The following is a 12,651-nucleotide window of genomic DNA, read 5'->3' on the forward strand; positions in this document are numbered from 1 at the left end:
TGTGGATGTGCGTGCAAAGCTTCGTCGGCGGTGTCCGGTGCGGACGCAGGCTCTCGCCAGCCTGCCCGCCGTGGGGTCACGCTGCCCAGCGTGCCTCATGCTCTTGCGTCCAGCGCCAACTGGCCGGGTTCCATTCGCCACTACCTGCCAGCGTCTCCCAGCGTTGCGTGGTGTTGTTGAACCGTGCCCGCATCTTTGGGTCGCGGCCTTCCATCACCTTCTGGATGTAGTTGGCCTGTCCTCGCGTGAGTAGCGGGCCTGCATCCTTGCCGGTGCCAGTGCCAAACGGATCGGCGGATTGATCGCGCCTTGCAAGCGCCTGCAGGCTGAAGTTCTGCATTTGCAGATAGACGCTATCGCCACCTTCCAACGGCTTCAGCCCGAAGCGTCGGCGAGCCTCGTTCGGTGCCTTGATTCCGTTCTTGACCAGCGCGCCTTCTATTTCTGCCTGCTGCTGTGCATCCATGCGCAATAGCGGCTCCAGGTTCAACTCCACGCCTATCGCGTCACCCAACCCAAGCCCGTGGTCTAGACAGTCCTCCATGGACTCGATGCGGGCCTGTAGTGCGTCCTGATAGTAGACCTGCGAAACGTCGCCCACCTTCAATCCGGTAGGCAAATGTCCGATGCCGATCTTGTAAGGCGGCACGCCAAACGCATGGCATATCTGCTCATCCGAATACTTCAGTTGCTCGACAAGCTGGCTATCCGCAGCGTTGTTTGCGAAGCCCTGATATTTCAGGTCTGCGCCAATGACCGCGATCTTCCCCGCATTGCTGCCGGTGTAGTTTTGCTGCCAGAATTGCTGGAGCTTCAGCGCGTCAGGCTCAGACATGCCAGCCGGTGCAGTGAGTACGCCACCGGGTTGCGCATGGTTGCCGAAGAACTCCGCGCCCGTCCGATTGATTCGCTGATTCTTGACCGCAGGCCAGTACGCGGCCAGCAGTGGCGGAACGCCAATCAATGGATGGTAGAGCGTCACCTCGCGGTCGTGGATCATCTCGCGCGCTGGCACGATGATCCGACCGTTCTCGCTAAGGTGGTTCAAGTTGTCGACCGACAACTCATAGAACACGTCGCCGGTGTCCGAAACGAGCGCCTTAACTTTCGTCGGGTCTAGGATGAAAAGTCCGTCAACTACGCCGCGCAAGTCTCGCCGCTTCAAGATGTAGGCGTTTCCGTGCTGAAGTTTGCTCAGGATCCACGATTCCCGGAACTGCGCCGCCGTCTGATAGTGGTTCGGCCTGCGTAGGACTGGCGAATAAGCGGGGTTCGTGGTTTCTCGCCACAAACCGTTAGCGTCCAGCTCGCGCAGGGTAAACGGCAACTTGCCGATATCCTTTGCGATGCGGCTAAGGCAGGCGTAAACCGTTGAGTAGCCCGTGACGTTCTCGGCACGCTCGCCAGTGACGCCCTGCTGCCATGCGCCGGCATAGGGTTCAGTGACCAGCGGAAACCAGCCGGTGCCCATGCGTGGCGTCGAGACCGGCACCAGCGCGGGCGCGGCCTTCTCTCGGGACAGGAAGCCCCGGAAGCGATCAACGATACCCATCGATCACCTTCCTTGTCTGCGCCTCTGCATACTGGCGGGCGAATGCCTCCACCTCCAGGCGCTTACGCAGGACGTGGGAAAACTCGTGCACCCATTGCTGCTCGATGTAGATATTCCAGCCGGCTGCTGTCAGTGCGACGTTGACCGAGCGAAAACGTGTTGCCGGCAGGTCAGGGAAGTAGGCTTCCATATTCACCGAACAGCCATCAGTGTTCGGGTTTGCCAACATGCTGAAGTCGGTGACGCCGTAAACGCGGTAAACGCGCGCGACATCGTTCGCCAGGGCGAGTTGAGCCTCCGCTTTACTCAGGCTCATCCGTAGGCCACCTCATCGAGACCATAGCTCACGCCGGTCATGGTCACGACGTTACCCGCGCCGTTGACTTCCCAGTTCGCGGACGCAGTGCCGCGCCAAGCGATTGAGTTGGTCTGGAAAAGCGAGACGAAATCGCCGCTGCCGAACGTGGGCGAATCGCTCATTTGCAGCGTCGCTTCTTCGCTCATGCTCAGGTCGAAGTCGCGTGCCGCATAGGCAACTGCTGCCGCGTCGAAGATCGTGATGGTGCCGCCGTTGCTATCGAACGGGACGGACTCGCTGCAAACAACAGGCACGCCCATCAGCACGCCGCCGCGAACGGTAAGCTTCGTGTCGCCAAGCTGGGAAGCGGCCACGCCGATCCGGACAGCTACGCGCGGATGCATGACGATGCACGCGGTCAACATGCTGCCTTGATACTGGTCAAACAGGTTTCGGATGTCCTGCCGAATGTTGCCGCTGGATGCGAACTGAAAAGCGCCGTTGGTGATGGAAGCCGGCGCTTGATCGGGAGTGCCCGCGTTGTCGGGGTCGATGAATGCAATGTCGACCGCGCCCGCAATGGCGTTCAACAGGTCGCGTTGCAGCGCGGCTTCCTGCACCTCGCCCATGCTCATCACGGCTTCTTTCGTTGCCACGATGATCGATGCGACGGTCAACGGCAGCAGCGTGAAGCGATCCATCGCCGCAGTGGACAGGGGAATCGGGCGAGCCTCGCTAACCCAATAGCCACGCGCGCCAGTGGTCTGCCGCAGGTTCGGAATGTTGAAGCCGATGCGGCGCAGGTTTGGAACCCGGCCCAACAGACTTTGTTCAATCGCCATCCCGAAGAACTCGCGGGCCTCTGGCGTGCCGCCTGCTTCTGCTGAGATGGCGGGAACAGCAGCCTTTGCGATGGTCTGCGCGTGGGAATGCCCCCAGCGATTGGCTGCGTATGACTCGGGGTTAGCGGACGCCATGGTGTGGGCAATAACGCCGCGCACAAAATTACGCCCGCGAGGAACGAGGGAGACGGTAGACATTGATTGTTTTTCCTTTTCGGAGCCGACGGCATCACGCCGATTGGCATTTCCGATTTTTGCCACTGAGCGCCAGTGACCAGCGAATCCGGCAATGCGCCGGGAATCTTTTCGCCAAAGAAAAAGGGCCGCCGATTGGCAGCCCTTAATTCGTTGTTCCTACCCTATGCCCCTGCGTGAGGCGCTAGCGGTTCCCGTTCTTCGGGTGGCGTTGGCAACCGTTCATAATCGTCGCCAGTGTCTCTATGCCGATACGGCCTTGTTCCCCAATTTCCGGGGATTGGCCTGCACAACAGTTCGTCGTCTGTCCATCGCTGGATCCGCACGGCCCCGTCGTGATCTCGGGTAGGCGGCGATCGGTGCAAGTTCTCCCCGCCATACCAGCACTCCGCGCCAATCTTGCGCAGGATCGGCCTGCCGCGCGTGGTCATCCGTCCGGTGCGTTCGGTTTTCCCGACGCCTTGCTGTTTCTTTTCCTGCCGTGGCACCGCTGCGTGTTGCTCGCGCCACATCGAACTCTGCGCCTCATCGTTCAGCAGCACGGCGAGCTTCATCGTTTCCGCGTCGCTGGCAATGTCCAGGAGCGCGGCCTTTCGCATCTTTGCAGCCGCTGCGGCCTCGCGTGCCGACTTGATCGTGCCCGATGCGTAATCCGCCAGCCGGTCGAGTGCTGGGAAGTCGTCGCTCATGTCGCAAGCGTCGCAACCGGGATAAATGCGCCTTATCTCGCTCCACAGGCTATCGGCTGTTTCGCCGCGACGCCCTACCGCAACGCGCATGCCATCGCCAACGAAATAGACAATGCGCGGTCGCCGTCCAATCGGATCGATCCTCTCGCACGGTGCGCGCCTGCCTGCAATCCCCGTCACGGTCAGCGAGTAGAACGGCGACATCACCTTGTCAGGCCACGGACAGGGAAATTCCCAGCCGACCAGCTTTATCGGAATCCGGCAGCAGGCATTCATGGCCTAGCCTCAGAATGACTTCCCGGATGGACGGCCCCTTGTGGGGGGCCGCCTCATCCGGTGGCAGATGGACAGCTAGGCAGATATCCGGCGTCCGCCTTAGAAGCGCCGAATCAGGGAAAAGTCGTTGCCAAGCCAAACCGCTCAAAGCTAATTGCAGAGCCGCTTTCAGGGGATGACTTGTAGGTGTGGGTACAGGTCTAGGTGCAGGTGAAGGTATAGGTGCAAGTGCAAGAGCTTTCATGCTGCGATCCTCAGAAGCTCGCGGACGACTGAGTAACGGACAGCAGGTGCTAGCTTCTGCTGGCGGGCAGTCGTGGTGACGGTGTCCACCTTGCCGACGATGATGCGGCGGGTAAGGCTCTGGAGGTCAAACCTGTCAAAGCGCCCCGGAAGCTCTAGCAGGCGCGCGTATTCGCGAACAAGGTCGCAGCCTGCCGATGCCTTGAAACGCCCTGAGCGGCCTTCCTTGCCCACTAGCGCGGCGACGTTGTAGTGCCGAGACACCAGCGCCCCGAAGTGTTCGCCGGGGTCGACTACGGTGAATGACAGGGACAGCTTTGGAGACCGGCCCATGAACTTGTACGTCTGCCAGTGCTGGAGTGATAGCTGGTATTCGCCCGGTGGTATCAGGGCCGGCAAACCGCCATCGATGACGCCGTCGCAACTTGGAACGATTCTCAAATCAGGGGCCGCGCCCATTGTTGTCCCTCGCCGGGGCCAGCGTTACACTGGCCCCTGCACTCGTTAGCCCGATTGCACCTTGAAGCCCCAGCCGCGCCAACGGTCTGGGGTTTCGCTTATGCGGCCTCGCCATCGCCGCGAATCAAGCGCGTGCGCAACTGCGACACCGCAGTCCTCGCATCCGCCAGGTCGCGCAACAGGCAGTCGCATTTGTCCGCGCATGGCCGCTTGCTCAACTCTGCGAACTTACCGGCCAAGCCCTCGCCCAAGTCGGACAACGTCGGCTGCCGCGTCATCGTGAAAATGTTGTCTGCCATGGCTTCCTCAGCGTTGACGTGTTGCGATGGTTTCGAGGTCGGCGACCATGCCCTTCAGCAGCAAAGAAATGCCGGGCAATGTGTCGTCGGAAAGGTTCGGGTCGGATGCGTCAACCGACTGCAGCAGGTCGAGGACAGCGAACGCCTTAATGCGAATCTCCGTCGCCTTGTCCACGTCCTGGATCGGCAGGAAGTAAGTCGGATGCACGCTCACGCCGGCACCTCAGTTGCGTCCAGAATCGCCTCTGCAACTTCCAGCAGGTGCATTGCGGCGAAGGTCGGCGCATGGCGATCCTCAAACTCCATATCGACTGAGGCGCTAACGCATAGCAATGCGCTATTGACCAGTAGCGTCGCCGCCTTGATTGCCTTGTGCGGATCCCCACCGTGCGCGACCTGCAATCCTGCTTCGCCCATGAATCCACGGACGCTATGCGCGCCAGAGCGAACACCCTTCCTCTCGGTCACGGCGCTCATGCGGCGAACTCCTCGGGCAGGCTATCGGCGAATGCGTCGACCTCTTCCCGCGTCATGGTCGCCCCGACCTCAGGAGGTGGCAGCATGTTCTGGATGGCCGCGCGCATCAGCTTGCGCATCCGCTTCTGGTCGACCGCGTTCGCCTCTCGGTAGAGCTTCAGAAACTCGACTTCCTGCGCGTCGCGCGCGTGGTCACTGACCGGAATCGATGCCTTCACTTCGGCCACTAGCTGCTGGCGTACGGCGCTCATGGCGACACCTGCGCAATGCCAAGCTCGGTGGCGAGGGTTTGCAGGTCGCAGTGCGTGGCGGCGACCGTGTTGTGGTCAACGTCCACGATGTAGTGCAGCCCGAGATTGCTGTCCGGGTTCTCACCGCGAGCCGTGCGCAACGCCTGCCCGTCCTTTGCCAGTCGGCGATTGATCTTCGCGATCAACGCCTTGTCGGTGTCGGTGTTCATGCGGCCCCCTTTTCCAGCTTGGAGACGTAGTTCTCCAGCGCTTGCCGGGTGATCCGGCGGAGCCTGCCGACCTTGTAGGACTTCAGGTCTCCGGACTGGATTGCGCGGTAGATCGCGCTGCGGTTCATGTCGGTAGCCGCTGCTGCGGCCTCCGGGAGTAGCTAAGTTTTTGTTCCTGCTGCATTTTGTCCTCCGTTGGATGGATTGAACAGGTTTCGTAGTGTGCGAAACCTGCCGAAACCATATGACACCCCACGGGCATTTGCAACAGTTTTCGCAAACTGCCAAAATCAGGCCATGTCAAAGCCCACCAAACGCGGCCCCGGACGCCCGGCCAAAGCCACTGGCGACAAGCCGGAACAGTTCAGCGTGCGCCTACCTCCCCATCTCAAATTGGGGCTAGAGGTCTATGCGGCGGACAACAATTTGTCCCTTAGCTCGGCTGCCGAAAAGGCGATTTCAGACATGCTTTCGTCGGCGAAGCTAAGTAACGGAATGACGATTCCTGAGGTTGTGGACAAGGTCGAACTCACGCCACGAGGTAGGAGACTGATTAGCCTTTATCTCATCAGCGAGCGCTTCGTGAGCGTTGAAGATCGGCACATCCTGGACGTTGTGTTTTCGTCCAAGGAAATGAAGGCCGCCGAAAGCGAGCGGGAGGCCAAGGTGTCGCAGCGCATGAAGATGGAGGTTGTGAAGTTCGCCATGGATCATTGGATGGTGATAAGCCGTGCAATCGGCGGCACATGGTGGCGAATCCATGAACCAATCAGCCTGCACTCCATCGTCTTTCCATCAGAGGAAGAGGTGGCTGAGAAGAAAGAACAGGAAGAGGCTTGGGTGCAGGACTTCTTGAAGCGCACCGGCTAGCCAACCAGCAACTCCACCGCCGCCGCCTTGTGTTCCGGCGCAAGGTGCGCATACCGCAGCGTCATCGTGATGTCGCTGTGTCCCAGCAATTCCCGAACAGTGTTCAAGTCGACTCCGGCCATGACCAGCCGCGAAGCGAAGTCGTGCCGCATGTCGTGGAATCGGAAGTCCTGAATCTTCGCGTCGGTCAGAAGTGCCTCCCAACCATCCTGCATGCTGAAGACCCCGAACACGGGGCCATTGCCCGGATGATCCTTGCGCCAGGTCGTGAGGACTGTCACCGCCTCGCTGTTGAGCGGTAGGTGCCGATCCTTTCCGTTCTTTGCGTAGCCGGCGCGGATGGTCAGAACCTTCGCCTTCAGGTCGACATCGCCCCAGCGGATCTGTGACAACTCGCCACGACGCATCCCTGTATTCAGCGCCAGCAGCACCATGGGCATGACGTGGTCGGTATAGCCCTGAAACGCGCCCATCGGGGCTTGGCTGCGATCCTTGCGCCATTGGTCTCCACGTTCCCGGCGTGCCTTCCTGTGCGCCTCACGCGCGTCTAGCGCGTCCCTGAGCGCCTTGGACTCCACGGGTGATAGGTAGCGCACCCGCTTCTCGATACCGCGCGTAATCCGCTTCACGCCGGCCAGCGGATTCGTCGTCAGCAGCTTCCACGTCACGGCCTGCTGCAGCGCCGCCTTGATCCTGTCTAGGTCACGGTTCGCAGTCGCCGGTTTCATGCCAGCGTTAAGGCGCTCAGTCTTCAGCGCGTCCCAGTCGTGGACGGTGATGCTATCCATGCGCCGCCCGTACCAGTGGCCGAAGACGGTCTTGATTGCGCCGATAGTCCCCTTGCCGGCCTTGGCGTTCGCCAGCACGTAGGGCGCGTAGTGGCCTTCCATGAACTCGCCCAGCGTGTCGGCCTTGCCGCGCGCCGACTTGACTGGCGCGCCGTGTGCGGCGATCTCGGCCAGCACCATGGTTGCCGCATGGCGGGCAGCCGCCAGCGTCATCACAGGGAAGTCGCCGAGGTTGCGCGCCTGTCCCCTGCCCCACGTCACGGCCCACGCCTTCTTGCCGGATGGCTGAACACGTAGGATCAGCCCAGCAGGATCCGTGTCGCGTAGCACGTAGACTGAGGCCGCCGGCTTGGCAGCTTCCACACCAGCTTTCGACAACTTAGAGCGTGTCAGCTTAGGCATGGTGCGATTCTGCACCTATTCCGCAAAATCGGGTGCGTCGCCATACGGAGTGGAACTCGATGGGACACAGAATCAATCACTTAGGCGCTAAGCCGTTGAGTAACAACGGCAAAACATTGCGTTGCGGACGCAAGCGCGCCGGTTTCATGATGGAGGCCTAGAATCCCGCAATGGTTCCCCGGCAACGCCTCACAGTCTCCTGCCTGCCAGCCCTGTTGGTGGCGCTGACGTCCGTACCCGCAGTGGCCGGCGAGACCGCGCGCTACGCATTCGACCCGGTGCATACGCGAGTCCTGTTCGCCATCGACCACGCCGGTTTCTCCAAGGCGATCGGCACCATTTCCGGCAGCGAGGGCAGCCTGCATTTCGATGTGGACGACTGGTCCAGCGCGCGCCTTGACGTTGTGGTGCCGATGCACAAGCTGGACATGGGCGACAGCGACTGGACCGCCTCGGTATTCGCCCCGCGCTTCCTCGACGTGAAGCGCTATCCGCAGGCGCGTTTCGTCGCCACCAACGGTCTGCAACGCGAGGCCGGCAACCGCGGCCGTGCCTGCGGCCAGCTGACCTTGCACGGCGTCACCCGGCCGCTGTGCCTGGACATCGTCATGAACAAGGCCGGTCGCTATCCGCTGCCGCCGTTCCGCCGCACGATCGGATTTTCCGCGACCGCGATGCTCAAGCGCAGCGATTACGGCATGACCCGTTGGCAGTCGCTGGTCGGCGACGACATCGAGTTGCGCATCGAAGCCGAACTGTTCCGCCGCGATGGCGAAGACGCGCAACCCGCGCAGCCGGATGCACCATCGATCGATCCCTCCACCCCCATCCAAGACTGAACCACGACGAGGCCCGCCATGCCGCTGAAGAACACGCGCGACCAATGGGGCAGCGTCAGCAAGCTGCTGCACTGGACCACCCTGCTGTTGCTGGTCTGGATCGGTTGGCTGGGCCTGACCATGGGCGACCTGCCGAACGGCCCCGGCAAGATCGCCACCTACGCGCTGCACAAGTCGATCGGGATCACCATCCTCACCCTGGTCGCGATCCGCATCGCTTGGCGATTGCATGCGGGTGCGCCCGATCCGATCCCGGGCACGCCGCGCTGGCAGGAACGCATCGCATCGCTCACCCATCTCGGGCTGTACGCATTGCTGCTGGCGATGCCGCTCAGCGGCTGGATCCTCAATTCCGCTTCCGGCTACCCGCTGCAGTGGTTCGGCCTGTTCAACCTGCCCGCGATCACCGGCAAGGACCACGACCTGCACGAACTGGCCGAGGACATCCACGAATCGCTGTTCTGGGCGATCACGACACTGGTCGTGCTGCATGCCGCCGCCGCGTTCTACCACCATCTGTTCCAGCGCGATGCCACCCTGCTGCGGATGCTGCCTGGCGGTCAGCGGCGCGTCGAACAGCCCCCGGAGACCCCCGATGCGTAAGACCCTGATCCTGGCCATGACGCTGCTGTGCGCACCCGCCTTCGCCGCCGACTACGTGCAGGCACCCGGATCCACCCTGACCTTTGCCGGCAGTTATCAAGGCGACGTCTTCACCGGGCGTTTCCCCGGCTTCGCCACGGCCTTCCGCTTCGATCCGAAGCAGTTGGCGACATCGAAGCTGGTCGTCAGCATTCCGCTGGCGACAGCGGCCACCTCGAATGCCGACTACGACGGCGAGCTGCGCGGCACGTCGTTCTTCGATTCCGCCAAGTTCCCGCGCGCGACATACAACGCCACCAAGTTCCGCGCGCTCGGCGGCAACCGCTATGCCGCCGACGGCGTGCTGACCCTGCGCGGCGTCAGCAAGCCGGTGGTGCTGGAATTCACCTGGACGCCGGGTGCAGCGCCCGTGCTTGCCGGCAAGGCCACGGTCAAGCGACTGGCGTTCGGGGTGGGCGGCGGCGATTGGGCCGATACCGCGCTGATCCCGGATGTGATCGCGATCAGCACCAGGGTGATGTTCAAGGCGAAATAGCCGCGCACCGCTCGCGATGCGCGCGATCGTGGCACCCTGCATGCCCACGCGCAGGATCCCGCGGAGTCTGCATGCCCCTGTTTCCCCTGTTCGCCGACCTGCACGGCCGCGAGGTGCTGGTGGTCGGCGGCGGCGAGGTCGCCACGCGCAAGATCCAGGCGCTGCTGCGGGCCGGTGCACGGGTACTGATTTACGCCCGTGAACTGGCACCGGCGCTGCAGGCGTTGGCGGTGGAGGGACGCCTGCATCGGCTGGAGGGCGATGCCGTCGACCCGCAGTGGATCGAACGCGCGTGGCTGGTGGTGGCGGCGACCGACGACCACGCACTCAACCGCGAACTCGCCGGCATCGCCGCGGCCGCAAAGCGCTGGATCAACGTGGTCGACGATGCCGAGTTGTCGAGCTACCAGGTGCCGGCGGTGGTCGACCGCGACCCGATCACCATCGCGATTTCCTCCGCCGGCGCCGCGCCGATGCTGGCGCGCCAGTTGCGCGAGCGGCTGGAAGCCGAGATCGATCCTTCGCTCGGCGACCTCGCCCGCCTGTTCGCGCGGCATCGTGGCCGCATCCGTCAGCGACTGCCTGCGATGCGCGAACGCCGCGACTGGTTCGAGCGGATGCTCACAGGCGACATCCCTGCGTTGCTGCGCGCCGGCGACATCGATGCCGCCGAGCACGCCTTCGAGGCTGCACTCGCCGAACGTGGTACGCGGCGTGTGGCGGGTTCGGTCGCATTGATCGGTTGCGGCGACGGCGATCCCGGCCTGCTCACGCTGCGCGCCTTGCGCCTGCTCAACCAGGCCGACCTGATCCTGGTCGGCGACGGCGTGGCCCAGGCGATCATCGACATCGCCCGGCGCGATGCGACGATGCAGCCGCTGCCAACGACCGACGATCTGGTTGAGCTGCTGTCGGCGCATGTGCAGGCCGGCCTGCACGTGGTCTGCCTGCGCCCGGGCAGCGGTTTCACCGATGCCGGCAGCCGCGGCCTGCGCAATGCCTTGAGCGAACGCGGGCATGCCTGCGAAACCTTGCCCGGCGCAGTCTGGCCCGGCGACTGATCGAATGACCGGGTTTGGCACGGCTATCCCATGTCGAGGAACGCGCGCACCGCATCCGCATCGAACGGCCAGTCAAGTTCGAGTTCGCGATCGGCAGCGCGGAACACCGGCACACGCAGGCCGTAGCGCGCTTCCAGTGCGTCGTCATCGTCGATGAAGACGCTGGTGAACTCCGGCGTGCGCGCCTCAGCCAACACCGCAAGCGCGAGGTCGCACAGATGGCAGGTATCGCGCTGGTAGAGGATCAGTTCCATACGCCTGCGTCAGTGGCCGTGTCTGCGGGCGGCCTAGAATAGCGACCCGCTCCCGCCACGCAGTGCGCAGCCCATGGCCGTCTCCACCTTCGACCTCTACAAGATCGGCATCGGCCCGAGTTCGTCGCACACGGTCGGGCCGATGCGCGCGGCGGCGCGTTTCGTCGAGCACCACCTGGCCGAAGCCGGCCGCCTGGGCGACGTGGCCCGCGTGCGCGCCGAGGTGTTCGGTTCACTCGCGTTGACCGGTCGCGGCCACGGCACCGACAAGGCGGTGCTGATGGGCCTGGAAGGGCATTGGCCGAACAAGATCGATCCCGATGTCATCCCCGCTGCGCTGGAACGCATCCGCGCGAGCAAGCTGATCCGCCTGCATGGCGGGCGCGAAATCGCGTTCAACGAAAAATCCGACTTGGTGATGAACAAGCGGCAGAAACTGCCATTTCACACCAACGGCATGCGCTTCATCGCTTATGACGCGAGTGGCGCCGAAATCGCCAACCGGGATTACTATTCGGTGGGTGGCGGCTTCGTGGTCAATCAGGACGAAGCCGCGGAAGACCGCATCGTCGCCGACACCACGCCGGTCGCGCATCCGTTCGCCAGCGGCGACGAACTGCTGGCGCGCTGCGCGGCATCCGGGCTGTCGATTGCGCAACTGATGCTGGCGAACGAGCGCGCCTGGCGCAGCGAGGAGCAGGTGCACGATGGCCTGCGCGAGTTGTGGCAGGCGATGCAGGACTGCGTGGCGCGCGGCATTCGCCAGACCGGCACCCTGCCCGGTGGCCTGCACGTATCCCGCCGCGCGCCCGCCTTGTTTGCGGAACTGTCGTCCAAGCCGGAAGCGGCGATGCGCGATCCGTTGACCGTGCTCGACTGGGTGAATCTGTACGCACTCGCCGTCAACGAGGAGAACGCCGCCGGCGGCCGCGTGGTCACCGCTCCCACCAATGGCGCGGCCGGGATCATCCCTGCAGTCCTGCACTACTACGACCGCTTCTGTGCCGGTGCCAACGAGAAAGGCGTGTTCGATTTCCTGCTCACCGCGTCCGCGGTCGGTATCCTCTACAAGGAAAACGCCAGCATCAGCGGTGCCGAGGTCGGCTGCCAGGGCGAAGTGGGCGTGGCCTGCTCGATGGCCGCCGCCGGCCTGACCGCCGCGCTCGGCGGCACGCCCGGGCAGATCGAGAACGCCGCGGAGATCGGCATGGAGCACAATCTGGGCCTGACCTGCGACCCGATCGGCGGGCTGGTGCAGATTCCCTGCATCGAGCGCAACGCGATGGGCGCGGTCAAGGCGATCAATGCCAGCCGCATGGCGCTGCGCGGCGACGGCAAGCACAAGGTCAGCCTGGACAAGGTGATCAAGACCATGCGCGACACCGGCCGCGACATGCAGGACAAGTACAAGGAAACCAGCCGCGGCGGCCTGGCGGTCAACGTCATCGAGTGCTGAGATCGCATGCCTGCAATCAAACGGTGATGACAACGCGGGGCGTTCCCGGTCTA

Annotated in this window: 19 protein-coding genes; 6 read left to right on the plus strand and 13 right to left on the minus strand. The window is 63.2% G+C overall.

Annotated features, from left to right (window positions below):
• Window positions 1–76: 76 nt before the first annotated feature.
• The 11 genes from H9L16_RS01595 to H9L16_RS01645 all read right to left on the minus strand — a co-directional run bounded on the left by H9L16_RS01595 (window position 77) and on the right by H9L16_RS01645 (window position 5,918).
• On the minus strand, window positions 77–1,552 hold the full coding sequence (locus H9L16_RS01595) for a phage portal protein (protein ID WP_187552875.1): 1,476 nt from the start codon (window positions 1,550–1,552) through the stop codon (window positions 77–79).
• On the minus strand, window positions 1,539–1,868 hold the full coding sequence (locus tag H9L16_RS01600; protein WP_187552876.1) for a hypothetical protein: 330 nt from the start codon (window positions 1,866–1,868) through the stop codon (window positions 1,539–1,541). Before H9L16_RS01600 ends, H9L16_RS01595 begins: the two co-directional genes overlap by 14 nt.
• Window positions 1,865–2,890, minus strand: coding sequence for a phage major capsid family protein (locus H9L16_RS01605; protein ID WP_187552877.1), 1,026 nt, complete (start codon window positions 2,888–2,890; stop codon window positions 1,865–1,867). The genes H9L16_RS01600 and H9L16_RS01605 overlap by 4 nt, the downstream gene beginning before the upstream one ends.
• Window positions 2,891–3,051: 161 nt before the next feature.
• Entirely contained in the window at window positions 3,052–3,852 is an 801-nt protein-coding gene (locus H9L16_RS01610) for a hypothetical protein (RefSeq protein ID WP_187552878.1), read from the minus strand.
• 240 nt (window positions 3,853–4,092) lie between these two features.
• On the minus strand, window positions 4,093–4,554 hold the full coding sequence (locus H9L16_RS01615; RefSeq protein ID WP_187552879.1) for a hypothetical protein: 462 nt from the start codon (window positions 4,552–4,554) through the stop codon (window positions 4,093–4,095).
• A gap of 98 nt (window positions 4,555–4,652) precedes the next feature.
• A complete protein-coding gene (locus H9L16_RS01620; RefSeq protein WP_187552880.1) occupies window positions 4,653–4,853 on the minus strand; it encodes a hypothetical protein in 201 nt (66 codons plus the stop codon).
• Window positions 4,854–4,860: 7 nt separating this feature from the next.
• Window positions 4,861–5,067, minus strand: coding sequence for a hypothetical protein (locus H9L16_RS01625; RefSeq protein ID WP_187552881.1), 207 nt, complete (start codon window positions 5,065–5,067; stop codon window positions 4,861–4,863).
• Window positions 5,064–5,330: a hypothetical protein gene (locus tag H9L16_RS01630; protein ID WP_187552882.1), complete on the minus strand. Its 267-nt coding sequence runs from the start codon at window positions 5,328–5,330 to the stop codon at window positions 5,064–5,066. Before H9L16_RS01630 ends, H9L16_RS01625 begins: the two co-directional genes overlap by 4 nt.
• Entirely contained in the window at window positions 5,327–5,581 is a 255-nt protein-coding gene (locus H9L16_RS01635) for a hypothetical protein (RefSeq protein WP_187552883.1), read from the minus strand. The genes H9L16_RS01630 and H9L16_RS01635 overlap by 4 nt, the downstream gene beginning before the upstream one ends.
• Window positions 5,578–5,790, minus strand: a complete 213-nt coding sequence (locus H9L16_RS01640; protein ID WP_187552884.1) for a hypothetical protein — start codon at window positions 5,788–5,790, stop codon at window positions 5,578–5,580. The genes H9L16_RS01635 and H9L16_RS01640 overlap by 4 nt, the downstream gene beginning before the upstream one ends.
• Window positions 5,787–5,918 (minus strand): excisionase family DNA-binding protein, encoded by a 132-nt coding sequence (locus H9L16_RS01645; protein WP_187552885.1) that lies wholly within the window; start codon window positions 5,916–5,918, stop codon window positions 5,787–5,789. Before H9L16_RS01645 ends, H9L16_RS01640 begins: the two co-directional genes overlap by 4 nt.
• Window positions 5,919–6,087: 169 nt before the next feature.
• On the opposite strand from H9L16_RS01645, the gene H9L16_RS01650 reads away from it, so the two are divergent.
• Window positions 6,088–6,660, plus strand: a complete 573-nt coding sequence (locus H9L16_RS01650; RefSeq protein ID WP_187552886.1) for a hypothetical protein — start codon at window positions 6,088–6,090, stop codon at window positions 6,658–6,660.
• Here the strand turns inward: H9L16_RS01650 and H9L16_RS01655 are convergent.
• Complete coding sequence (locus tag H9L16_RS01655; protein ID WP_187552887.1) at window positions 6,657–7,850, minus strand: site-specific integrase; 1,194 nt, start codon at window positions 7,848–7,850, stop codon at window positions 6,657–6,659. The two genes, H9L16_RS01650 and H9L16_RS01655, sit on opposite strands and share 4 nt — an antisense overlap.
• Before the next feature lie 170 nt (window positions 7,851–8,020).
• Between H9L16_RS01655 and H9L16_RS01660 the strand changes: the two genes are divergently transcribed.
• The 4 genes from H9L16_RS01660 (at window position 8,021) to H9L16_RS01675 (ending at window position 10,888) form a co-directional block, all read left to right on the plus strand.
• Entirely contained in the window at window positions 8,021–8,689 is a 669-nt protein-coding gene (locus H9L16_RS01660; protein ID WP_187552888.1) for a YceI family protein, read from the plus strand.
• Window positions 8,690–8,707: 18 nt separating this feature from the next.
• Window positions 8,708–9,292, plus strand: a complete 585-nt coding sequence (locus H9L16_RS01665; protein ID WP_187552889.1) for a cytochrome b — start codon at window positions 8,708–8,710, stop codon at window positions 9,290–9,292.
• Entirely contained in the window at window positions 9,285–9,827 is a 543-nt protein-coding gene (locus H9L16_RS01670; protein WP_187552890.1) for a YceI family protein, read from the plus strand. Before H9L16_RS01665 ends, H9L16_RS01670 begins: the two co-directional genes overlap by 8 nt.
• A gap of 71 nt (window positions 9,828–9,898) precedes the next feature.
• Entirely contained in the window at window positions 9,899–10,888 is a 990-nt protein-coding gene (locus H9L16_RS01675) for a siroheme synthase (protein WP_187552891.1), read from the plus strand.
• Between the two features lie 23 nt (window positions 10,889–10,911).
• Here H9L16_RS01675 and H9L16_RS01680 read toward each other — a convergent pair whose 3' ends face one another.
• Window positions 10,912–11,142 carry a glutaredoxin family protein gene (locus tag H9L16_RS01680; protein ID WP_187552892.1) on the minus strand — a complete coding sequence of 77 codons (231 nt, stop codon included), beginning with the start codon at window positions 11,140–11,142 and terminating at the stop codon, window positions 10,912–10,914.
• Window positions 11,143–11,215: 73 nt separating this feature from the next.
• On the opposite strand from H9L16_RS01680, the gene H9L16_RS01685 reads away from it, so the two are divergent.
• Window positions 11,216–12,598 (plus strand): L-serine ammonia-lyase, encoded by a 1,383-nt coding sequence (locus H9L16_RS01685; RefSeq protein WP_187552893.1) that lies wholly within the window; start codon window positions 11,216–11,218, stop codon window positions 12,596–12,598.
• Window positions 12,599–12,651: the final 53 nt, after the last annotated feature.

It is taken from the genome of Thermomonas carbonis (genome assembly GCF_014396975.1).
GTDB lineage: Bacteria > Pseudomonadota > Gammaproteobacteria > Xanthomonadales > Xanthomonadaceae > Thermomonas > Thermomonas carbonis.